Source organism: Ruegeria sp. BG3, assembly GCF_056538485.1.
The window spans coordinates 94,947-118,128 of sequence record NZ_JBQFTE010000012.1 but is presented as its reverse complement, the minus strand read 5'-3'; the positions used below and the strand labels follow the sequence as shown (position 1 = coordinate 118,128).

The window sequence follows — 23,182 nt, the reverse complement described above, 5'->3', positions numbered from 1 at the left end:
ACAAGGTAGCGGCGACTTGGCCAAGGGCTCATCCCAAGGCAAGCCGTGCGTTTAGACCCTTGGTCGCGGCGTGTCAATCGGGCAGCAGGTATTCCACCAACTCGGTCCGCTGTAGCGCCAGAAAGTTGTCGTCCGAGATCATGGTTGCGCGCAGGCGGTTCTGATCGTCGCGCCAGACCGACAGACCTTCGAGGTTGTCATGTGTGCCGGTTTCGGTTTCCACAAGAACCTCCTCGGCGCGTAGTGTGTCATTTGAGACGTCCCATCGGCGCAGGCGGGTGCGAAATCCGATGAATGCGACCGAGCGCTCAAGCACGTAGAAGCGCCCATCGGGGCCGAAATCAGCGGCAACGGGCAGGAAGCGATCCCGTTGTGGAAGGGTAAAAGGGGTCGACCAGTTGGTCCCGTCCCAGCGAAAAACCGGAATATCGCCGCTCGCCGTGCGGGTTTTCTCCGGCAGGGTATAGAGGTGCCCTTGCCCGTCAATCGCCAGCCCTTCGAACGAGCCGTTGCGATTCAGCGCGCTGAAGGCGTGAGGGCGCGGCAGAACCAACGCGTTGGCTGCCGGAGAGCTATAATAGGCCACGCGATGAACACCTTCGAAGGACACGAAAAAGCCGCCACCTGGCGCAAGGGCGATTCCTTCAGAGTCCCCCGCCCGGCCGCTCAGCTTACGCCCCATGCTGGACAGAAGCGGCCCGCGGTTTTGCACTTCGACACCCGATATCGCATCTCCATCGCGCGTGATCCGTGCCGTGACCAGGGTTGCTCGGTCGCTCAGGAGGGTGACGTAGGATCCGTCGTCGCTCAGGTGTATGGCCGAGAAGCCACCGAACCAATCGGTGGCCTCGATCCATGTGTAGCTGCCCAGAAATGTGGCGCTTTTGACCTCAACCGCTGCGACCTGACCGGCCCACAAAGCGGCGGCAATCAGTTGGACGACAAAACGGCAGCGCATTGCTGGGGCAGATCGGCCAAAACATATTCGCGACGTTTCTTTGGCGCAGGCGCGTTCGGATCTGGTGGCGGAGGGTTGAGGATATTGTTGACCCATTCCTGCGCCTGTGCGCAGCCATCACCCTTTGGTGGCGGGTCCTGATTGACGCAGCCTTTCGACCCGCGCGGACATTTCAGGCGCACATGGAAATGGTAGTGATGCCCCCACCAAGGCCGGATCTTGCGCAGATAAGCCCGGTTGCCCTTCTCTTCCGTACACATCTGAACTTTGGCACCGGGGAAAACGAAAATCCGCGCGACGCGCTTGTCCTTTGCGGCTGCACGCAGAACGGCATGGTGCTGTTTGGTCCAGTTGCCGTTCACGAAGGCTCCGTTCGCGCGACGCAGAGAAATCGACGAGATATTCTCACGCGCGTTACGCGACAGCCTCATGTTGTCTCCGGGCAGCATCCAGATATCGATATCCAGCCCCAACTGGTGCGAGCGATGGCCCGAGGTCATCGGCCCGCCCCGTGGCTGGCTGATATCCCCGACATAGAGACCATTCCAACCCGGCTGCTTGGCCGCAAACCGGCTGAGGTCTTGCACGTAATCTATTGCCTCGGGGTGGCCCCAGTTGCGATTGCGGGACAGGCGCATCGCCTGCCATGTCGGCCCGGTTTCAGGCAGCTGCACCGATCCGGCGGCGCATCCGCGCGAATAACTGCCGAAGGCGGCCGGTTTTTGTTGTGAGCTTTGCTTTTGCGCCCCGAACAACTGCTTGGCCAGAGGCTGCGCCCCCGCCGTGCCTGCCCATGTGATCGTGGCTAATAGTGCCAAAAAACGTAGTAAAATCATCTGCTCTGATCCCCTTCCGGCTTTACCCAGCGCATCAGGAATAGACCCAGAATAAACAACAGAATGATCGGTGACACCCCTAGTCTTGCACTACCGGTCACTGTTGTTGCCACTCCGATCAGCAACGGCGCGGCAAAGGCGGTCGCACGGCCGGACAAGCCATAAAGGCCAAAGCTTTCTACCGGAGCCGCGGGATCGGTATGGCGCACCATCATCGAGCGGCTGGCGGATTGGAGAACCCCGCCCATCCCGCCGATGAGGATGCCGCATCCAAAAAACACCATGTCGGGCAGTCCGGACCCTTCAGGTAGCACTATGCCATAGATCTGCGTCCGGTCCATCGAAACGACAGTGATACAGACAAAGATCAAAACCCAGATTGCAACCAGAATGACTGGTTTAGGGCCATACTTCCGATCCAACTTGCCGCCGATCCAAGCAAAAATGGCCGAGGCTAGAACGCTGACAATCCCGAAGACACCGATCTTGATCAGATCCCACTCCAGAACCAGCCGCGCATAGACTCCACCAAAGCTGTAAAGCCCGTTCAACGCGTCGCGGTAAAACATCGACGACCCGAGATAAGTCGCCAGACTGACCCGATGCCGCAGGTCCGAGATTGAGTGCCCAAGAAGGTGAAGCGCCTTGGCAAAATTGCCGGTTTTCTCGGTTTTTGGATCATCGCGCACCCATAGGAAATAGGGCACCATGAACAAAACGAACCACGCGGCAGTGAAAGGCCCAACAAAGCGCGTACCCTCGCTAGTCGCAGCATCCAGACCCAAAGCAGGTTCTATCCCGATCAACGTCTTGCCGTTGGGCTGTTCGACAAATAACGCCAGCATGATCGCCAGCGATATCAACCCGCCAAAGTATCCGAAGGCAAAACCTGAGCCTGAGATCTCACCCACCTGATTATCATCGCCTAGTTCGGGCAGCTGCGAGTTGATGAAGATCAGCGCATACTCTGCCCCGACAAAGCCCAGCCCAAAGGCCGACAGCATCAGCCACATGTTCGAGCCGTCGGGCATCGTGTACCAAAGTGCGGCGGACCCCACCACATACATCACCGAGAACGCAAATATCCACGGTATGCGACGCCCGGAAACATCTGCCATCGCCCCAAGCAGAGGCGCGCCAAAGGCGATGATCAGCCCGGTGATGGTCAGGCAATTGGCCCAGACCGTCTGCGCCCGCGCGGCAGCGGCTTGCGGGTCCAGCCCGGCTTCGGTGAAATACCCTGCGGCGACTCCGGCGAAATAGGGGCCGAAAACAAAAGTGACCAGCAGTGTATGATAAGGCTGCGATGCCCAATCAAAAAACCACCAGCCCCAGATGCGCTTGCGATTGGAAATCTCTGCCATGACTGCCCCAGTTATTCTTTTGTCCAATAAGACGGGTGTTTGGCCCATTTCGCAAGCTTTCAGTTGGCGCAGGCTTGCTCTTTGCGGCGTGTGTGCTTAGGTCTTTTTCGGTGAAAGAACGGAGTACCCATGCTGTCGCTGATCCAAATCCTGCTGCTGATCCTGGACATTGTCTGGTTCATCATCCTCGCCCACGTGATCATGAGCTGGCTGATCAATTTCCAGGTGCTCAATCTGCACCAACAGCTGGTCGCGCAAATCTGGTACGGCCTGAACCGCATACTCGAACCGATCTACGGCCCGATCCGCCGTATCCTGCCGAATATGGGCGGGCTGGATCTGACCCCTCTGGTCGTGCTGATCGGGGTCTATGCAGCACGGATTATCTTGATCAACAATGCGGGCTATTTCGTCTGACCTCTTGTTCACCGAATCTTAGTGTGTGATTGTCCTGTCTAAAGAGCAGATAAACCTTAAAACAGGGCAACCCCGCACATGTTCGACGCCGCACCCCTGCTGCGAGATGTCTTTGGATTCGACGACTTCCGCCCTGGTCAGGAAGAGATCGTCGATGCCGTGACCGCAGGTGAAAACGTGCTGGCCATCATGCCAACAGGCGGCGGTAAATCCCTGTGTTATCAATTGCCTGCACTGCTGCGCGACGGTGTGACGGTCGTGATCTCCCCTTTGATCGCTTTGATGCGCGATCAGGTCCGAGGCCTGCAAGAGGCCGGGGTTGAAGCCGGCGCGTTGACCTCGGGCAATACACCCGAAGAAACCGACGCGGTGTGGGAGGCGTTGGAGTCCGGACGGCTCAAACTCCTCTACATGGCGCCCGAGCGTCTGGCGGCCGGGTCTGCGCTGGGCATGTTGCGTCGGATCAATGTCAGCCTGATCGCCGTGGACGAGGCGCATTGCGTCAGCCAATGGGGCCATGATTTCCGCCCCGACTACCTGCGGATCGGAGAATTGCGGCGCGCCCTGAACGTGCCTCTGGCCGCGTTCACCGCCACGGCGGATGCCGAAACGCAGGATGAGATCGTTGAGAAACTGTTCGACGGCACCGCCCCACGCAAGTTTCTGCGGGGGTTTGATCGGCCCAATATCCATCTGGCCTTTGCCGCCAAGGACGGACCACGCAAGCAGATCCTCGATTTCGCCGCCGCGCGCAAAACCCAATCCGGCATCGTTTATTGTGGTACCCGCAACAAGACCGAAGTTCTGGCTAAGGCTCTGCGCGACGAAGGGCATTCGGCCTGTCACTATCACGGCGGCATGGACCCCGAGGACCGGCGCATCGTCGAAACCCGTTTCGCGCGCGAGGACGGGCTGATCGTCGTCGCCACTGTGGCTTTCGGGATGGGCATCGACAAACCCGATATCCGCTGGGTTGCCCATGCGGACCTGCCGAAATCCATTGAGGCCTATTACCAAGAGATCGGCCGCGCCGGGCGCGACGGAGGCCCGGCTGAAACCCTCACACTGTTTGGCCCTGATGACATTCGCTTGCGTCGATCGCAGGTGGATGAAGGCCTCGCCCCACCCGAACGGCGCATGGCGGATCACGCACGTCTGAACGCTCTGCTGGGTCTGGCCGAGGCGCTGGTGTGCCGCCGTCAAACTCTGCTGGGCTATTTCGGAGAAACGGCCGAACCCTGCGGGAAATGCGATCTCTGCGACACCCCACCCGAGGTTTTTGATGGCACAACCCCCGTCCGCATGGCGCTGTCGGCGATCCTGCGGACCGAGGAATGGTTTGGCAGTGGCCATCTGATCGACATCCTTCTGGCCAATGAAACCGATAAGATCCGCGCCCGCCGCCATGATACGCTGTCGACCTGGGGTATCGGTAAGGACTGGTCGCGCCCGCAATGGCAGGCGATCTTCCGGCAGATGATGGGCCATGATCTGGTCCGCCCCGACCCCGAACGCCACGGCGCCCTGCGCATGACCGAGGCCGCCAAACCGATCCTCAAAGGCGAGGCGCAGATCAACCTGCGCAAGGATACGATCCGCAAAGCCACGCGCCGCCCTGCGGTCAAGGCGATGGTGGCTGAAGAAGACGCGCCGCTGCTCTCTGCTCTTAAAGCCAAACGCCGTGCTTTGGCCGAAGCCCAGCGTGTTCCGGCCTATGTCATCTTCCCCGACCGCACCCTGATCGAAATGGCCGAGAAACGTCCGCAAACACTGGACGACATGGCCCGGATCGGAGGGGTCGGGGCCAAAAAGCTTGAACGCTATGGTGACACCTTCCTTGAGGTCATCGCCGGGGCCGTCGAAGCGTTCCACCCTGCGCGGCGCAAGCTGGCTGGGCGCGAGCAGGGCGAGATTTACGACCGCCTGCTCGAGGTGCAGTCACAATTGTCCCGCGGGCCAGAGGGGATCGACAAGCCGCTCAGCTGCACGGCTTCGCAACTGGCGAAGGTGGCGCAGATGCGACCCGATGACTCGCACGGGGTCGAACAGGTTTTGGGCGATCGTCGTCACGAAAGGTTTGGGGCGGCCTTTCTGGACGTGCTTCGGCAAGCAGGGTAGGTCGTTTCACGTTTCAAAGGCGTCAAAAGACGCGACCTCTCCCTACGGTCGACCTCGCCTTTTGACAAAATCTCTTTTGGTGAAACGTAAAACGACCTAGATACCCCAGGACAGGCAAGGAACGAGGGCGGATATGCTGGTAGTGATTTCCCCGGCCAAGCGGCTGGACTGGGCAGAACGGGATGTTGAGGCCACGCAGCCCGACTTTCAGGACGATGCGATCCGTCTGTCCAAGACCGCGCGCAATCTGACACTGGGCGACCTCAAGAAACTGATGGACCTCAGCGATGATTTGGCCCGGCTGAACCGGGACCGCTATCGCGCCTTCACCGACGCGCCCAAGCTTGAGGCCACCCGCCCCGCCGCATTGGCCTTTGCCGGTGACACCTATCAGGGGCTAGAGGCAGCCTCACTGGACGCTGATGAGATGGCATGGGCGCAGGACCACTTGCGGATCCTGTCCGGCCTCTACGGTGTACTTCGCCCTCTGGACGCGATTCAGCCCTATCGGTTGGAAATGGGCAGTAAGCTGAAAACTCGGCGCGGAAAGAACCTGTATGAATATTGGCGCGATCAGCTCAGCAAAGCACTGAATGCGCAAGGGGCCGAGGTTGGCAGCGAGGTCCTGGTGAACTGTGCCAGCCAGGAATATTTCGGGGCGGTCGACCTGAAATCGCTGAACCTGAATGTCATCACTCCAGTCTTCATGGAAGACAAAGCCGGTACGCCCAAAATCGTCAGCTTTTTCGCCAAGAAAGCGCGCGGTGCGATGGCGCGGTATATCATTCAGCATCGCCTGACTGATCCGGCCGGTTTGCTGGAATTTGACAGTGGCGGTTATGAATACCGCCCCGATCTATCGGAGGACGACAAGCCCGTTTTCGTACGCCCTTACACCGCGTAGAGGGCAGGAAGCGAGGGGCCAGCCCCTCGCGCTCCCCGAGATATTTTTGGCCAGATGAAGGTGGAATCCCTTTTCAAGGTTCTTGTACCTGATCACTGCCTCCAGGCGTGATAGGTTTGGCGTCTTCGGGGCAATGGTCCAAGATCATTTGCTGGATGAGGGTCTTTTGCAACGGCTTGGTCAGGTAGTGATCCAGACCAGCCTCTAGAATACCTTGATCATCCCCCGCCATGGCGTGCGCCGTCAGGGCGACGATCGGCACGTGACGACCGGTTTCAACCTCGCGGCGGCGGATTTCGGCAGTGGCTTGTTTGCCATCCATCCGGGGCATCGAAATGTCCATGAAGATCAAATCGGGTGAAAAGTCCTGATAGAGGTCAACGGCCTCTTGCCCGTTACCTGCGAAACGCAATTCGATGTTCAGATCCTTAACCATTTTCTTCAGGATAAGCTGGTTGGTCCGATTATCTTCGGCCGCCAGAACGCGCATAACGCGGTTCCCGTTTGGGTGAGTCTCAGGCTCGGGCTTCGGTCGGGTATCTGGCTGAGATGCAGGGTCCCCCAAAGCGATAAGTCGGCTGTATAGCTCAGACCGAGGAATGGGTTTTTGCAGAACTCCTTCGATCAGGTGCCGTGCAGGGCTGGCGTGAATGACCCCCGGATTGGTGGACATGATGACCACCGGCAATTCAGCCCAGCCGCGGTCGTGCAGGATGGTCGCAAGCTCCATCCCGTCCATGTCAGGCAGGTCATGATCGCATAGGAACAGATCAATCGAGGAATCCAGTTTCGACAGCGCTTCCCCTCCGGAATCGCAGACCGTGACCTTTGCCCCAAGGCGCCCCAGTTGCTTGGCGAGGATGGCCCGGTTCGCCGCCATATCCTCGACCAGCATCACGTGTTTCAGATGCCCTTGCAAGTCGGGCGGAGAGGGTTGCGGCCCCTCGGCAGTGGGCAGAGACACCCGAAAACCAAAACACGACCCTTGCCCAACTTCGCTTTCGACCCAGACATTGCCCCCCATCATGGTGATCAGGCGTTTGGTGATCGCGAGGCCTAGCCCTGTCCCTTCGAATTGGCGATTGCGTTCATCTTCGACCTGATTGAACTCACCAAAGATTTGGTTGATCTTGTCGTCCTCAATCCCGATGCCGGTGTCTTCGATGGCGATATGGACATCGCAATCCTGCCGGTCCGGATGGGGCACACCGGTCACTCGGATCAGCACATGCCCTTCGCTTGTGAACTTGACGGCATTGCCCAGGAGGTTGGTCAGAACCTGCCGCACACGGCCCGGATCCCCCACGAAAAGAGTCGGCAGGAAGAGGTCATAGTCCACCAGCAGGGTCAGGCCCTTGTCGCGCACGCTGGGCTGCAGCAGCATCGCAACCTCAAGGATGCAGCGTTCAAGGTCAAACTGCTCGGGGTGCAGGATCAGCTTGTCCGCTTCGATTTTGGAATAGTCCAGCACATCGTTGATGATGACCAGAAGGGCCTCACCCGAGTTGCGGATCGTATTGACATAAAGGCGCTGTTCTTCGTCCATCGGCGTTTCGGACAGCAGTTCGGTCATGCCGACGATGCCATTCATGGGCGTCCGGATTTCATGGCTCATATTCGCGAGAAAGGCCGATTTGGCGCGGTTCGCAGCCTCGGCCCGGTCGCGTGCAGCCTGCAATTCCGCCTCATGCCGGACGGATGCAGTGATGTTCAGGGCAAGACTAACCACATCACCGCCGCTGCCACGCTGGTCGATCAGGCGGATATATTGACTATTCCATAGTTGGATCACTTCGGGTGGCGGATTGGCCCGTGCCCAGCGTCTCTGCATGCGGGCCTGCCAGTCCCCGGCCTGCTCCGCGCCGGTGTCGACGATGCCTTCGTTGGTCAGCAATTCAAGAATGCGCGTGTACGAGATACCCTGCGCGACCTCATCCAGACCTTCGAACACGCTCAGATAGGCAGTATTAGCCCCGATCAGGCGACTGTCACCGTCGAAAAAGGCAAACCCGTCCTGAATGGTCTGGATCGAATGCCACAGGCGGCGCTCGGCCACTTCGACCTTGGCATGGGCCTCGGTCAGGTCGGATTTGACCTTTTCATTCTCATCCCGGACGGTTTCAACCTCAGCCTGGGTTTCGCCGATGCGTTTGGTCAGGGCCATCGCATGGCGGCCCAGTTTGCGGTTGGCCGAGGACAGCTCGGCCTGTTTCAACGCCAACATCCGTTCCGCCGCCAGGCGCGCGCGCCGTTCCTGTGCCAGTTTTTGTGCAAGGCTCATGATGCGTGATTCCGGTCTGCTCTGCCGTCAGCATCCGGGCAATCGGTGAAAAAGTGTTTAAGCCGTTGCCTGAGGGGCACCGCACGTGTCAAGTTGACCTGAAACAGGAGGTCACAATGCACCGCTTTGTATTTTTTTCAATAACTTACATCATTTCCACTTTCGCCCTAACCCTGGGCACGCTGGCTCAGACTGCCGTGCCCGAGTTCCGCTATATCGCGACCCGAGACGCGGATTTTTACGGCTCGGATCTGGATGCGCTGTTCGATACAGATTTGAAGTCCTGCATTCGCGCGTGTTCGGCCAATCAAAGCTGCACGGCCTTTACCTACAACACGCGATCGGATGCCTGTTTTCCCAAAAACGGCGTGAACCGGCAGGAGCCTTATCAAGGCGCAGTGTCGGCACAGAAAGTATTCACGCCAGAACAGACCCTAATATTAGGAGAAATGCGCGCCGAGGCCCTCACATTCCTTAGCCAGAAAGACCTGAGCGAAGCGTTTCAACAAGCCCGCGATCTTGGGTTTCGCCACTCTGCTGGAGGGCGTGACCTACAGACCTTGCTGGAGTCAGCACTCAACGCAGATACGGACCGGCTTGCGATGTTGTGGACCGGGGCGGCCGTGACTCTCAGCGATGCGTCTGACCTATGGGTTGAATACGCCCGGCTGCTGCTACGTCTGAACCCGAATGGATATCAGGAGCGGCAAGAGTTCCGCACTCGCGCGTTGAACGCCGCCATCAACGGATATCTGCGCGCGGACACACCGGGGGCCCAAATCGCGGCGCTGATGGTGATGTCGGATTCGCTGGAAGCGGTCGAACGCGGGCGGGATATGGTGTCGGCACTGCGGCTGGCCGAACAGGTCCAACCGCGTGAGGATGTCCTGGCGGCTTTGGACGATGCGATCGGTAAATACGGTTTCCGCATCATCGACAGCACGGTGGAAAGCAACGTCGCCGCGCCGCGAATCTGCGTTGAGTTCTCGGAACCCTTGGTCAAGGCGGGGGTCGACTACGACCCGTTTGTGCAACGCAGTGACGATGGGCTGGTGATGCAGGTCGATGGTAAAAGCCTTTGTCTGGATGGCGTTGCGCATGGTCAGCGCTATCGCTTTGCCCTGCGCGAAGGGCTTCCGGCGGCCTCGGGTGAGGCCCTGAACCGGACTGTCGAGTTGACGCACTACGTCCGTGACCGTGCTCCGTCGGTCCGGTTTCCGGGGCGCAGCTACGTGCTACCGAAATCGGCGGATGCAGCCTTGCCGGTCGAGACGGTCAATACCGGCTCTCTGGACTTGACCCTGCGACGCGTCAGCGACCGCAACCTGATCCGGGCGGTCCAGCAGGATTTCTTTGGCCGCCCCCTCAGCGAATGGCAGGAACGTGAGTTCTCGGACGAGATTGCCGAGGATGTCTGGACTGGCACAGCCGAGATCGCAAACGAACTGAACCAAAGCATGACCGCCCGCCTGCCCATGGCAGAGGCGATTGCCGATCAACCCGCTGGGATCTACGCCCTGACTGCACGCGTCCCCGAGGCCGATCCCTATGACGATCCGGGCGCGACACAGTGGTTTGTGCTGACCGACCTGGGGATCAGCACGGCTCTTGGCACCGACGGGCTGCATGTCACCGTACGCGGCCTGCACGACGCAACCCCGCGCGAGGGGATCGAGGTCTCGCTGGTTTCAAACGCCAACGCAGTGATTTCCAAGGCGCAGACAGATGCCAGCGGATATGCGCAGTTCGAAGCGGGCTTGACCCGCGGCAAAGGTGCAAGCGCACCGGCTTTGGTGATGGTGGCTGATGGGGATTCCGATTTCAGCTTCCTCTCTCTGACCGATCCCGCCTTTGACCTGTCGGATCGCGGGGTCGAAGGGCGCGCGCCTGCGGGTCCTGTCGATGTGTTCCTGACCACCGACCGGGGCGCCTATCGCGCCGGAGAGGTCATTCACATCACAGCCCTGTCGCGCGACAACACAGCTCAGGCCATCGAAGGCCTGCCCCTGACTGCCATTCTCTATCGTCCCGATGGCGTCGAGTATCGCCGCGCGGTCTCGGATGGCGGTGTTGCCGGGGGGCATGTCTTCAGCCTGCCCGTCGCCCCGGACGTGCCGCGCGGGACGTGGAAGATCGAGATCAAGTCCGACCCCAAAGCCGACGCTCTGACCCGTCAAACCGTGCTGGTCGAGGATTTCCTGCCCGAGCGCATCGACTTTGACCTCAGCCTGCCGGACGCGCCTCTGCGCCCCGGCGATACGCCGCCCTTGCAGATCGACGCCCGCTATCTTTTTGGCGCGCCGGGGTCGGATCTGAGCATTGACGGTCAGGTCATCGCCCGCCCAACTGACGCCGTTCCGGGTTTTGAAACCTATCACTTCGGCCGCTACGACGCCGAGACTTCAACCAAAAGCACCTATTTCGGCGATGCGCAGACGGATGCCTCTGGAAAGGCCTCGATTGCCATCGAAATCCCTGTGTTAGAGACAAATGGCAAACCTCTTAAGGCCGAAATCATCGCCCGACTGACGGACGGATCGGGTCGCCCTGTCGAACGCCGCCTGACGGCTCCGGTCCGATCCGCACAGGCGATGATCGGTATCCGCCCCCTGTTCGAGGATGTGATCCCCGAAGGCACCGAGGCCGCGTTCCAAATCATCGGCCTGTCTCCGGACTTGATCATTGAACCCATGCGCCTGCGCTGGACTTTGAACAGGCTGGAAACCCGCTATCAATGGTATCAGCTCTATGGCGATTGGAATTGGGAGCCGACCACGCGCCGCACCCGTATCGCCACTGGCGAGGTTGAGGCAGGCGCTGAGCCGCTGAACCTGTCGCAGCCGGTTGACTGGGGACAGTACGAACTGGTGGTCGAACGCCTCGACGGCGCCTATGCGGAAACCGCCGTGAAGTTCAACGCGGGCTGGTATCAGGCGGCAGACGCCTCAACCTCGCCCGACCGACTGGAGATGTCGCTGGACCGCGACAGCTATCGCCCGGGTGAGACGGCGCAACTGCGGATCGTGCCGCGCATGGCAGGCGTGACGCAGATCGAGGTCCTGTCGAACCGGCTGATCCACCGCCAGATGGTCGACGTGCCAGAGGGCGAAACCGTGATCCCGATCGACGTGACCGAGGATTGGGGCGCCGGAGCCTATGTCACCGCCACCGTGATCCGCCCCATGGATGTCGCAGCCGGCCAAAACCCGGCACGGGCTATGGGTGTGGCACACGCAAAGGTTGAGCCTGTCGGGCGCACGCTGGATGTGAGCATTGATGTGCCACAGGTGACCTCTCCGAGAAAGATGCAAAAAGCCTTAATTAGGGTCGAAAATGCACCGCAAGGAGAGCCTGTTTGGCTAACCCTGGCCGCCGTGGATATCGGCATCCTGAATCTGACCGGTTTCGAAAGCCCCGATCCGCAAGGCTACTATTTCGGCCAGCGCCGTCTGGGCGTGGACCTGCGTGATGTCTATGGCCGCCTGATCGACGGCATGAACGGTGCAATGGGCACGATCCGCTCGGGCGGTGACAATTCGGGGATGCAGAGGCAATCCCCTCCGCCCACACAAGAGCTGATGGCCGTTTTCAGCGGCCCGGTTCAGGTGGATGCAAACGGAGAGGTCGAGGTCGACATCCCTCTGCCCGCCTTCAACGGAACCGTACGGCTGATGGCGGTCGCCTGGTCGGCGGCAGCCGTTGGACAGGCCGAGGCCGAGATGATTGTGCGCGACCCCGTGGTCGTCACAGCCAGCCTGCCCCGTTTTCTGGCCCCTGGCGACCAAAGCCGGATGTTGCTTGAGATCGTCCACGCCGATGGCCCATCAGGTGAGATGGCGCTGGGACTGACCGCCTCATCCGGGTTGGAGTTGGGAACAGCGCCCACCAGCTTTGTTCTGGAGGATGGCGGCAAAGCGGTGTTCGAAGTCCCGCTTCGCGCGCTTGCCGTCGGAGACCCGGAAATCAGCGTGGCGATCACGACGCCTGATGGGCGTGACTTGTCACAAACCCTCCGGATGCCGGTACGCGCAAACGACCCTATTGTGGCTCAAACACGGCGCTTTTCGCTGGGTACGGGCGACAATTTCCTGTTCACCCAGGACGTGTTCGATGGCTTCCAGCCCGGCACCGCAAAGGCGATCTTATCCGCGGGAGCTTTGGCAAAGTTCGACACGCCCGCCCTGCTGGATCAGTTGAACCGCTACCCCTATGGCTGCACCGAGCAGATCACCAGCAAGGCTCTGCCGCTGTTGTACCTGTCGTCCGTAGCGCAAGCGTCGGGGCTGGGTGACGGGCCGATTGTGGATCAACGCATCGGCGACTCGATCCGCAGCATCCTGACCCGGCAGACCCCGAACGGAGCGTTCGGCCTCTGGCGTGCAGAAAGCGGGGATTTCTGGTTGGACGCCTATGTCACCGACTTCCTCTCACGCGCCCGAGCGCAAGGCCACCCGGTGTCGGACCGCGCCTTTGCTCAGGCCATGGATAACCTGCGCAACCGCGTGAACTATGCCCCAGACTTCGACGAAGGCGGTGAGGATATCGCCTATGCTCTGATGGTGCTGGCCCGCGAAGGCGCAGCCTCGATGGGTGACCTGCGATACTATGCCGATACCAAGGGTGACGCGTTCGACACCCCGCTGGCCGCCGCGCAACTTGGGGCGGCGCTGGCGTCCTACGGAGATCAGACCCGTGCCGATGCCATGTTCGCCCGTGCGGCCCAGCTGCTGCAGCGCCGACCCGCGCAGGAGCGCTACCTGTGGCGAGTCGACTACGGCACAGATCTGCGGGATGCCGCCGGTCTTCTGACCCTTGCGGTCGATGCTGGCAGTCAGGCAGTGGACCGGGACGCGCTGATCCAACGTGTCACCTCAAGCCGCGCGCATTTGTCGACGCAGGAGGCCACATGGTCCTTGTTGGCCGCGCATGCGCTTGTATCCGACCCATCCGGCTCGGGGTTGATGGTAAACGGCGCGCCGGTCTCGGGCCCCTTCGTTCAGGTGCGTGAGGCAGGGTTTACGGATGACCTGAACATCTCGGCCACCGCAGCCAACCCAACCGATATCACACTTACAGTGACGGGCATCCCAATCACTCCGCCGGAGGCCGGAGGCACCGGATACGCCATAAACAGAGCCTATTACTCGATGGAAGGCGACCCTCTGGACCCGTCCACCTTCACCGCCGGCGACCGCTTTGTAACCGTTCTGACCGTCACACCGTTCGAGAGCGGCGGCGCGCGGTTGATGATCGATGACCCTCTGGCAGCGGGGATCGAGATCGACAACCCCAACTTATTGCGATCAGGCGATGTGCGCGCGTTGGATTGGCTGGACCTGTCCGACGCGACCCATACCGAGTTCCGCGCAGACCGCTTCCTTGCGGCGGTCGATCTGTCCGGAGGCGAGACGGTGACGCTGGCCTATGTAGCCCGCGCCGTTACGCCCGGTACGTTCCACCACCCGGCCGCCTCGGTCGAGGATATGTATCGCCCGCAAAACCGCGCGCGCACGGATACTGGGCGGGTTGAAGTGCAGTGATCCCGCGCCCTCCAAATCGGCGCAAAGGGTTCGCCCCGGCGCTGCTGGCGCTGGCCTCTGCGCTCTACCTGACCGCCTTTGCGCGGGACCGGTTGGATGCGTGGGTAGACGCGACCGTCCTGCCACCTGTTCTGGCCGAAACCTCGGTCGAAGTCAGGGACCGGGACGGAGCCCTTTTGCGGGCCTTCCCGGTCGAAGATGGCATCTGGCGCATGCGCCCCGGACCGGTGGATCCGGCCTTTGCCGAGATGCTGATCCGGTATGAGGATAAACGGTTTTGGTCGCATTCCGGTGTCGACCCGGTCGCGTTCCTCCGCGCTGCCGGGCAAGCCCTATGGAATGGGCGTGCCGTTTCGGGTGGGTCAACCCTGACCATGCAGGTCGCGCGGTTGATCGAGGATGGCTCAACCGGACGTTGGAGTGGCAAAATTCGCCAAGTTAGGGTCTCATTGGCGCTGGAACGGCGGCTGAGTAAGCAGCAGATCCTTGACCTCTATCTGACCCACGCCCCTTATGGTGGCAATCTGGAAGGCCTCCGCGCAGGCAGCCGCGCGTGGTTTGGAAAAGACCCGGCGCGGTTGACCCCCGCACAGGCTGCTCTGCTGATTGCCCTTCCGCAATCGCCCGAGGTCCGGCGCCCGGACCGTGCCCCTTTGGCCGCCCGAGACGCGCGAGATCGGGTTCTGAAGCGGATGCAGTCTTACGGGGTTCTGACCGCGTCCGAGACGCACAGCGCGCTGACCGAAAGCATCCCGGATCAGATGCGCGCATTTCCCCGCTTGGCCCCTCACCTGACAGACCGAGCGCGGCGTGAAAACCCGGAAGCTGAGGCTTTGGACCTGACACTGGAAGCCGGGCTGCAGGAACGGCTGGAGCCTCTTGTCGCACAGGCGGCGGCGCGAGCGGGGCCACGTATTTCAGGGGCGCTGATCGTGGCTGATCACCGCAGCGGAGAGATTCTGGCCTCGGTCGGATCCGCCGGTTACACGGGGGCGCGGCAAGGGTTCGTGGATATGGCGCGGGCGCTGCGCTCACCGGGGTCGACGCTGAAACCTCTGGTCTATGGGCTTGCCTTCGATCAGGGACTGGCCCATCCTGAAACTTTGATCAGCGACAGTCCGGTTATGTTTGGCCGCTACGCGCCACGCAACTTCGATGGCGTATTTCGCGGCGATGTGCGGGTTCGGGACGCGCTGCAAATGTCGCTTAATATTCCAGTTGTACGCCTAACGGATGAGCTTGGGCCTGCGCGCGTAATGGCCGCCCTTAAGCAGACCGGAGCCCACCCGAAACTGAACGGAGGCACCCCAGGCCTTGCCATCTCACTTGGGGGTGTCGGGCTGAGCCTGCACGATCTGGTGCAACTCTACGCCACGCTGGCCGCAGGTGGGCAGGGGCCAAGCTTGCGCCACGAGGCCCTGGCGGCCCGCACTGAGACGCCTCGGGTTCTGTCAGATGCCGCGGCATGGCAGGTGAGCGATATTCTGGCCGGTCTTGCCCCTACAACAGGAGCCGCCGCATTTGGCTTGGCGTATAAGACCGGCACGTCTTACGGGCACCGGGATGCCTGGGCGATCGGCTTTGACGGCCAGCACGTGATCGGCGTCTGGCTCGGGCGCGCGGATGGTACTCCGGTCCCCGGCGCCTTTGGTGGAGAGCTGGCGGCCCCACTGCTGTTCGAAGCCTTCGGCCATCTGAAACCAGCTGCCACGCCATTGCGACCTCCGCCGCCATCGACCTTGATTGTGGGGGCCGCCGAACTGCCGCAACCACTGCAACGCTTTACACCCCGAGGGGCAGCGTTCGACGATGACCCAAGCGCCCCGGACCTGATCTTTCCGCCCAATAACTCTGTGTTAGAGATGGATGGAGGCCCGGTGACCGTGAAAGTGCGCGGCGGCGTTGAACCATTCTCGCTTTTGGCGGATGGCGTTCCGGTATTGACTGGGCAACGGCATCGCGAGTTCGACATCCCGAACCCGGGTCGCGGGTATTCCGCACTCGTGGTGGTAGACGCCCATGGCGCGTCGGATCGGGTGTCAGTTCGGATCGACTAGAGCGTTTCGGGTTTGACCCGAAGCGATCTAGCGACGGCCTTCGCGAAGCCATCCGCCCAGCAAGAACCCACCAGCCAGCAGCAGTACCAGCCACGGCGGCAGCAGCCCGGCTTGAGTAACGTCCCGCGTCTCATAGGCGTCGCGCGGGGTAAGACCGATCCAGCCACGCCCCGCCGCCGGACGCCCAGCGCGGACGTTGCGGATTGAGGGTAAACCCTCTTCCAGCCGGATCACGCCACCGCGCATTGCGGCGATCACGGGTTCCAACACGTCTCCTGTTGCGATGGTGCGCTCGAACTCTTTCGGTGCCGCAGGACCGAGGCCGATCACGGCCATCAAATTGCCTTCCTGCAAGCGATAGAGGCCAATCTCGGGTCCGAAATACTGCGCTTCGAACCGTCCGGGCGAGACCTCTTCAAGGGTGATCTCAAGCGTTTCGCCATTGGGCCGGGTGATCGTGACCGGCCCGACCTCTTCTTCGAGTGTCTGGCGAATGATCCGCATCGACTGGCCATTGGCCTCGGCCCAAAGCGCCTCCTCCTCAAGCTCGGGCTCTTTCATCATCCAATGGGCCAGACGGCGCAGCAGTTCCAACTGAGGCCCACCACCCTCAAAACCGCGGCTCCACAGCCAGGCGTGGTCTGACGCCAACAGGGCGACCCTCCCTTCACCCACCCGGTCCAATACCAACAGCGGCCGGTCCTCAAGGCCGGTCATCAGCACCTGGCCCGAGCGCTCATTCACGTCGATCTGGCGCAGCCACGCACCCCAATCCTCGGAGTTTCCCAGATTGGTGGTCACAGGGTGTCGATGCCCCAGATCGCTGACCATAGGAACATAACGCTCTTCGATCACCCGTGCCGTCGGTTGCGCTGGCAGACTACCTGCAAGGGGTGAGCGGAAAATGCTGTCTGCAGTGGCGAAATCGGGGCCTGCTGCAATCAGCACAGCGCCGCCGTTGTCGATATAATCAGCCACGTTATCCAGATAGATCGCAGGCAGGATGCCCCGGCGTTTGTAGCGATCAAAGATGATCAGGTCGAAATCGTTGATCTTTTCGAGGAACAGCTCGCGTGTCGGGAAGGCGATCAGAGACAGTTCATCCACCGGGACACCATCCTGTTTCTCGGGCGGGCGCAGAATGGTGAAATGCACCAGATCGACCGAGCTGTCGGATTTCAGCAGGTTGCGCCAGGTGCGCCCGCCGGGATGCGGCTCGCCCGACACCAACAGAACGCGCAGGCGGTCGCGCACGCCGTTCATCTGGATCAATGCGGTATTGTTCCGGTCGGTCAACTCACCCTCGGCCTCCGGGACCGTGAATTGGATGACGTTCCGCCCACCATGCGGCAGAGAAATCGGCAGTTCGACATCCACGCCAATGGGTATACGGAATTCCTCTGGCTCGCCCCCATCAACCGAGATCTCAAGCGGCGCGCTGGTGGCCCCGCCAGGAGCCGCCCCGCTGTCTTCGACACGCAGGGTCAGGGTTACAGGTTCACCAATGATGGCAAAGGCAGGCGCGTTGCGGACGATGAGCCTGCGGTCCCAGTCGTTCTCACGCCCGGTCTGCAAAAGGTGCAGCGGCGCAGGCAAGTCGGGCGCTTGATCCACGTCATGAACGATCCCGTCCGAGACCACAAGTATACCGGCCACCCGCGCACGCGGCTCCTCGGCCAGGGCCGCATTCACCGCGGCCATCACTTGCGTGCCTTCGTCGCCATCGCCGTCGCCCACGCGGATGCGGCGCAGTTCGGTATTGTCACGAGACTCGATCTCGGCCGCCAAGGCCTCAGCCGCTTGGGCGGTTTGGTCGGCCCTGTCCGAGAGCGTCTGGCTGGCGCTTTCATCCTCGATCATCAGAACGATATCTGTCAGCGGCGCGCGGTCTTCGACCTGATAGACCGGACCGGCAAGTGCCGCGATCACTACCAACACGGCCAACCCACGCAACGCCCATCCGGACAATCCCCGCCAGACCGCCAAGACTACGCCTGCAACGGCGATCGAGGCAACCAAAAGCAGAACGGGCCACGGGATCAGCGGATCAAAGATAACGGTTCCTGTCATTGTCCCAACCTGTCCAGCAGAGCAGGCACATGGACCTGATCGGATTTGTAGTTCCCGGTCAGCACATGCATCACCAGATTGACCCCGAAGCGATTGGCCAGCTCGCGCTGACGCTCCCCCGCATAGCCACGCCCGACCGGCAGCAGGGCTTGCCCATTGCGATCCACCGCCCAGGCCCCGGCCCAGTCATTGCCGCCGATCACCACGGGCGTCACGTTGTCGTTGAGGTTGCGGAAGGGCATACCTTCGATCTGTTCCGCATCCAGCGGAGCGGCCTCGACCCAGACATCAGTTCCGGCGTAGCGGCCAGGGAAATCCTGCAGAAGATAGAAAGTCCGCGTCAGCACGTGATCGTTCGGAATCGGCTCTAGCGCGGGGATATTCAGCGGGGCAGCCAGTTGCTGCAGCTTGCGCCCATTGGGGCTGGAGGCGCCGAACCCCGCGATATCCGCATCGCGCGTGTCAAACAGGATCATACCGCCCGAGCGCAGATAGGCATTCAGCTTGGCATAGGCCTCATCCGAGGGGCGCGGCTGATCCTGCGTGATGGGCCAGTAGAGCAGCGGGAAAAAGGCCAACTCGTCCCGTTCCAGATCAACGCCAATCGGCGCAGCGGGTTCGACCGAGGTGCGGTAGTTCAACGTCTGGGCCAATCCCTGCAACCCAGCTTGCGCGATGTCGTCCACCTGGCTGTCGCCAGTTAGCACATGAGCCAGAACCAGTTCATGGGTCGCGGCGAGGGCAAAGTCGGTCTCATCGGGCGTCTGCGCCTGCGCCTCGGGCGCCATCAGCACGGCCCCTAAAGCAACCGCCGCCGCCTTGGCCAGCCCCAAACGGCCCGACAAGGCCAGGGACGCGATGACATCCACGGTCAGCAGGACCAGCGCGAGACTCAACAATATTCCCCCGAGAGGTGTCTCGGTTGAAGCCTCCTGCCCGCGGATCGGAACATCTGCGGGCCAGACAACGGGGCTGAGCGTCGTCTCCTCGGACAAAACGTTCCGCGCCAGCTTTTGCTTCCCACTTTCATAGAGGCCAGGACGAAGGTCGGGCCCAATCTGTCCTGACACCAGCTCAACCCCATCCACACCCGCCAGCGTACCGGCATCGGACAACGCGCCGAACCCATCCATGATCTGGACCGGCTCCCACGTGGTGCCCTCCAATTGCGCGACCTGACGCGATTTCGCGGCCGAGGCAACGGCCAGACGGTCCAGCATTTCCACGAACAGGCCAGACAGCGGCAGGCTGGACCATTCCGCATCGGCGGTCACGTGGAACAGGACAACCTGCCCCAAACCCAGCGCCTTGCGGGTGACCAGAGGAGTACCGTCCGACAGCGACGCAATCACGCGATCGGCCAAGTTAGGGTCTGGTTGCGCCATGACCTGAGTAGACACGGTCACGTCATTTGGTATCTGCAACCCGTAAAAGGGCGAGTCCTCGGGGAACGGTGCCAGTGTCTTGGACTCCCCCCAGCTCATCGCGCCGCCAACGGTGCGCCCGCCGCTGCGCAGGCGAACGGGCAGCAGCGTATCCTCTTCGTCGCGCCCCAGATCACTCGCCGCCATGCGGGGTCCTGCAAACCGCAGCAATAGACCGCCCTGTTCGACCCATTCGATCAAGCCAACCTCTTCCGGACCCGAGATCTGGGCGACATCCGACAGCACAATTACATCGGGATTTGCAGGTAGAACCTCGGGCAGGCCGCCCTCGACAAATTCGGCGGTCGGGATCAGAACCTGTGTCAGGTAGTGCAGCGGCGACAAGAGTTCCAACCCCTCGCGGTTGAGGGTTCCGGCGATCAGCGCAACTTCGCGCCGCCGCAGGCTGTCATCGGTCAGGGTCACCGCCCCGGCAGAGCGCTGACCCTGCAGCTCGAACCGTGTGATCCGGGCGCGAAGTTCGGACGGCAGGGCGAGGTCGATTTGGGCCTGTGTCTTCCCGGCGGCAAAAGTCATCTCGGCCGATTGCAATACCCGTGCCGTGCCTGCCGGGTCACGGCCTTGTGCCAGAACAGTCACACTCTCCTCAGGGCCCGGTTCGGCCCGTAGTGCGGTCAATTGAATGACGCCGTCCTGATAAACGGCAGGCAAAAGCGCCAACGCCGCCGCGTTCGATCGGTAGACGGTGACCTGCCCGCGAGACTGCAATTCAGACACTAACTCAGGGTGTTTTTCATAGCCCAAGCGGTCACTGAACCAATGCGTATCAAACCCGCCGTCGACCTGATCCAGCGCGGCGATGACTTGATCAACTTGATCCTCGTTGGGCTGCCACGGGTTCGGAACAAGGCCCGGCAAACGGTTGCGCCACGCCTCGGCCGCCTGAAACACGGGCGGTTCCGGCTCGGTCAGGCGCAGGATCGAAACGGGGCGGCCCGCGCGTCCGGCTTCGGTCAATTGCGCGTCGATCTGGTCCAGCGTTGACGACCAGCGCGTGGCCCCGGCCCAGCTTGCATCCAGCACCAGCATCAGGGGGCCAGTGCCCGTCTGATCGCGCGACGGGTTCAACACGGGACCGGCCAAACCGATGATGATCGCCGCCGCCGCCAGCATACGCAGCAAAAGCAACCACCAGGGTGTCCGGTCCGATACGCTCTCATCGTCTTTGAGGCCGAGCAGCAGTGTGACCGCCGGGAACATCCGACGGATCGGCGCAGGTGGGACCGCGCGCAGGATCAGCCACAGGATCGGCAGGGTCAGCAGACCCAACAACACCCATGGCGCGGTGAAACCGATGCCCGCCAAAACGGTCATTGAACACCCCCGTCCAGCGCACGATAGAGCCACAATAGAGCCGATTGCGCGCTTTCTCCGGTGTGGTGCAGACCCAACTGCCAGCCGGTCGCGCGGCACAGATGCGTCAGCGCATCCTTGCGTGCAGCGAGGCGGTCCAGATACCGGTCGCGCAGCTCTCCGGCCTTCAGCGTTTCATGCCGAACGGTGCCGCCGACGCTTTCAAAAATGGTGCGGCCCGCGAAGGGAAACGTCTCTTCCCCCGGATCGAGGACTTGCAACAAAACGCCCCGAACGCCGCGATCTGCGGCTTTGGTCAGGGCCAGTTCAACCTCATCCATCGGGCCAAGAAAATCCGAGATGAACACCGCGCGGGCATGAGGGATCATGGCGCGGTGTTCCGGCGGGGCGTAGTCGACCTCGGAATCCTCGGACCAGGCCTGCGCCAAACGAATGATCTGCGCATTCCCGCGTCGGGGCGGCAGGGTTGTTCCTGTCAGGCCAACACGCTCGCCCCCGCGCACCAAGAGGATCGCAGTCGCCAGACCCAGCAGTCGGGCGCGATCCGCCTTGGAGGGCAGCACCTTATCCGACGTAAAGCGCATCGACGCCCCCTGATCGACCCACAGCATGACCGATTGCGCGATCTGCCACTCGCGTTCGCGCACAAATTGCTGATCCCCGCGCGCTGAACGGCGGTGGTCGATCATCCGGCGGCTGTCTCCGATCTGAGCGGGACGATATTGCCAGAAGTCATCCCCCATGCCGGATCGCCGCCGGCCATGGTCACCCAACAGAACAGTGCCTGCCAGATGCTCGGCGCGCGCCAATAGGGGCGGCAGCCGGGACGCCTCGGCCTCGGAACGTTGACGAAGGGTCAGCGCAGCATTCACGCCGCAGCCTCAGTGCGGATCAGGCCAGCCGCAGTGCTATCGATCAGGTCGGCAAGGCTGTCGCCCCGCGCGCGTGCCGCGAAGTTCAATGCCATCCGGTGGCTGAGAACCGGGCGGGCCATATCCAGAACGTCCTCGGCATTCGGGGCCAGACGCCCTTGCAGCATCGCCCGTGCCCGAACAGTCATCATAAGCGCCTGCGCCGCACGCGGACCGGGACCCCAAGCAACGGTTTCAGCGACGCGATCCGAGACACCCGCTTCCTCGGGACGGAACGCGCGGACCAGATCGAGGATCAGTTCCACAACCGAATCCCCAACAGGCATCCGGCGCAGCAGGACTTGGGCGGCCAACAGCTCTTCCTTGCTGAAAATCTGATGCGCCTCGTCCTCGGCCACGCCAGTGGTGGCCAGCAGGATGTCCCGCTCGGTCTGGCGATCGGGGTACTCTACGTCGATCTGCACAAGGAAACGGTCCAGCTGAGCTTCGGGGAGCGGATATGTGCCCTCTTGCTCAATCGGGTTTTGCGTTGCCAACACGTGGAACGGCGTACCCAGCACGCGGTCTTCGCCCGCCACGGTCACCGTGCGCTCCTGCATCGCCTGCAGCAAGGCCGACTGCGTCCGAGGGCTGGCGCGGTTGATCTCATCCGCCATCAGCAACTCGCAGAAGATCGGCCCCGAAATAAACCGGAAATGACGCGTGCCGTCATCGGCTGTGTCCAAAACCTCGGACCCCAGAATATCGGCCGGCATCAGGTCGGGCGTGAACTGAATACGGTTGCCATGCAGGCCCATCACGGTGGACAGCGTCTCGACCAGTCGGGTTTTTCCCAGACCCGGCAAGCCAATCAGCAGCGCATGCCCCCCGCACAGCAGCGCCGTCAGGGTTAGATCCACGACCCTCTCCTGCCCGATGAAGCGGCGGGTGATCGAGGATTTCGCCTCTTGCAGCTTGTTTTCCAACGCTTCGATCTCGGACACGAGGTCGGCAGGTTCGGACATGA

The 23,182-nt window shown here is 61.6% G+C and carries 13 protein-coding genes; 5 read left to right on the top strand and 8 right to left on the bottom strand.

From position 1 onward, the window contains the following. Nucleotides 1-73 precede the first annotated feature (73 nt). From ACR0AI_RS18750 to ACR0AI_RS18740, 3 genes are read right to left on the bottom strand one after another with little or no spacing between them, the layout of a single operon-like run. Nucleotides 74-958: an esterase-like activity of phytase family protein gene (locus tag ACR0AI_RS18750; RefSeq protein ID WP_480676288.1), complete on the bottom strand. Its 885-nt coding sequence runs from the start codon at nt 956-958 to the stop codon at nt 74-76. After that, complete coding sequence (mepA, locus tag ACR0AI_RS18745) at nt 931-1,794, bottom strand: penicillin-insensitive murein endopeptidase (protein WP_480676286.1); 864 nt, start codon at nt 1,792-1,794, stop codon at nt 931-933. The genes ACR0AI_RS18750 and mepA overlap by 28 nt, the downstream gene beginning before the upstream one ends. After that, the gene (locus tag ACR0AI_RS18740) at nt 1,791-3,158 is read right to left on the bottom strand and encodes an MFS transporter (RefSeq protein WP_480676284.1); all 1,368 of its coding nucleotides are present in this window, start codon (nt 3,156-3,158) and stop codon (nt 1,791-1,793) included. Before ACR0AI_RS18740 ends, mepA begins: the two co-directional genes overlap by 4 nt. A gap of 129 nt (nt 3,159-3,287) precedes the next feature. Here ACR0AI_RS18740 and ACR0AI_RS18735 point away from each other — a divergent pair, with 129 nt between their 5' ends. The 3 genes from ACR0AI_RS18735 (at nt 3,288) to yaaA (ending at nt 6,597) form a co-directional block, all read left to right on the top strand. Continuing rightward, nucleotides 3,288-3,575 (top strand): YggT family protein, encoded by a 288-nt coding sequence (locus ACR0AI_RS18735; protein WP_170472916.1) that lies wholly within the window; start codon nt 3,288-3,290, stop codon nt 3,573-3,575. A gap of 78 nt (nt 3,576-3,653) precedes the next feature. Next, nucleotides 3,654-5,693, top strand: a complete 2,040-nt coding sequence (gene recQ, locus ACR0AI_RS18730; RefSeq protein WP_480676282.1) for a DNA helicase RecQ — start codon at nt 3,654-3,656, stop codon at nt 5,691-5,693. A gap of 133 nt (nt 5,694-5,826) precedes the next feature. Next, the gene (gene yaaA / locus ACR0AI_RS18725; protein ID WP_480676280.1) at nt 5,827-6,597 is read left to right on the top strand and encodes a peroxide stress protein YaaA; all 771 of its coding nucleotides are present in this window, start codon (nt 5,827-5,829) and stop codon (nt 6,595-6,597) included. A gap of 73 nt (nt 6,598-6,670) precedes the next feature. Here the strand turns inward: yaaA and ACR0AI_RS18720 are convergent, their stop codons facing one another. Next, complete coding sequence (locus ACR0AI_RS18720) at nt 6,671-8,878, bottom strand: response regulator (protein ID WP_480676278.1); 2,208 nt, start codon at nt 8,876-8,878, stop codon at nt 6,671-6,673. A gap of 116 nt (nt 8,879-8,994) precedes the next feature. On the opposite strand from ACR0AI_RS18720, the gene ACR0AI_RS18715 reads away from it, so the two are divergent. Both ACR0AI_RS18715 and pbpC read left to right on the top strand, forming a co-directional pair. Further along, nucleotides 8,995-14,418, top strand: a complete 5,424-nt coding sequence (locus tag ACR0AI_RS18715) for an alpha-2-macroglobulin family protein (RefSeq protein ID WP_480676276.1) — start codon at nt 8,995-8,997, stop codon at nt 14,416-14,418. Further along, a complete protein-coding gene (gene pbpC, locus ACR0AI_RS18710) occupies nt 14,415-16,475 on the top strand; it encodes a penicillin-binding protein 1C (protein ID WP_480676274.1) in 2,061 nt (686 codons plus the stop codon). The genes ACR0AI_RS18715 and pbpC overlap by 4 nt, the downstream gene beginning before the upstream one ends. Before the next feature lie 27 nt (nt 16,476-16,502). Here the strand turns inward: pbpC and ACR0AI_RS18705 are convergent, their stop codons facing one another. From ACR0AI_RS18705 to ACR0AI_RS18690, 4 genes are read right to left on the bottom strand one after another with little or no spacing between them, the layout of a single operon-like run. Then, nucleotides 16,503-18,545: a hypothetical protein gene (locus tag ACR0AI_RS18705; RefSeq protein WP_480676272.1), complete on the bottom strand. Its 2,043-nt coding sequence runs from the start codon at nt 18,543-18,545 to the stop codon at nt 16,503-16,505. Further along, nucleotides 18,542-21,304 (bottom strand): DUF4159 domain-containing protein, encoded by a 2,763-nt coding sequence (locus ACR0AI_RS18700; protein ID WP_480676270.1) that lies wholly within the window; start codon nt 21,302-21,304, stop codon nt 18,542-18,544. Before ACR0AI_RS18700 ends, ACR0AI_RS18705 begins: the two co-directional genes overlap by 4 nt. After that, nucleotides 21,301-22,176 carry a DUF58 domain-containing protein gene (locus ACR0AI_RS18695; RefSeq protein ID WP_480676268.1) on the bottom strand — a complete coding sequence of 292 codons (876 nt, stop codon included), beginning with the start codon at nt 22,174-22,176 and terminating at the stop codon, nt 21,301-21,303. Before ACR0AI_RS18695 ends, ACR0AI_RS18700 begins: the two co-directional genes overlap by 4 nt. Next, nucleotides 22,173-23,180: an AAA family ATPase gene (locus ACR0AI_RS18690; protein ID WP_170667281.1), complete on the bottom strand. Its 1,008-nt coding sequence runs from the start codon at nt 23,178-23,180 to the stop codon at nt 22,173-22,175. Before ACR0AI_RS18690 ends, ACR0AI_RS18695 begins: the two co-directional genes overlap by 4 nt. Nucleotides 23,181-23,182 lie beyond the last annotated feature (2 nt).

What these genes read in the sequence shown, in the direction of transcription:
- ACR0AI_RS18750 (WP_480676288.1), bottom strand. Translation starts at nt 958, where the DNA reads ATGCGCTGCCGTTTTGTCGTCCAACTGATTGCCGCCGCTTTGTGGGCC.
- mepA (WP_480676286.1), bottom strand. Translation starts at nt 1,794, where the DNA reads ATGATTTTACTACGTTTTTTGGCACTATTAGCCACGATCACATGGGCA.
- ACR0AI_RS18740 (WP_480676284.1), bottom strand. Translation starts at nt 3,158, where the DNA reads ATGGCAGAGATTTCCAATCGCAAGCGCATCTGGGGCTGGTGGTTTTTT.
- ACR0AI_RS18735 (WP_170472916.1), top strand. Translation starts at nt 3,288, where the DNA reads ATGCTGTCGCTGATCCAAATCCTGCTGCTGATCCTGGACATTGTCTGG.
- recQ (WP_480676282.1), top strand. Translation starts at nt 3,654, where the DNA reads ATGTTCGACGCCGCACCCCTGCTGCGAGATGTCTTTGGATTCGACGAC.
- yaaA (WP_480676280.1), top strand. Translation starts at nt 5,827, where the DNA reads ATGCTGGTAGTGATTTCCCCGGCCAAGCGGCTGGACTGGGCAGAACGG.
- ACR0AI_RS18720 (WP_480676278.1), bottom strand. Translation starts at nt 8,878, where the DNA reads ATGAGCCTTGCACAAAAACTGGCACAGGAACGGCGCGCGCGCCTGGCG.
- ACR0AI_RS18715 (WP_480676276.1), top strand. Translation starts at nt 8,995, where the DNA reads ATGCACCGCTTTGTATTTTTTTCAATAACTTACATCATTTCCACTTTC.
- ACR0AI_RS18705 (WP_480676272.1), bottom strand. Translation starts at nt 18,545, where the DNA reads ATGACAGGAACCGTTATCTTTGATCCGCTGATCCCGTGGCCCGTTCTG.
- ACR0AI_RS18700 (WP_480676270.1), bottom strand. Translation starts at nt 21,304, where the DNA reads ATGACCGTTTTGGCGGGCATCGGTTTCACCGCGCCATGGGTGTTGTTG.
- ACR0AI_RS18690 (WP_170667281.1), bottom strand. Translation starts at nt 23,180, where the DNA reads ATGTCCGAACCTGCCGACCTCGTGTCCGAGATCGAAGCGTTGGAAAAC.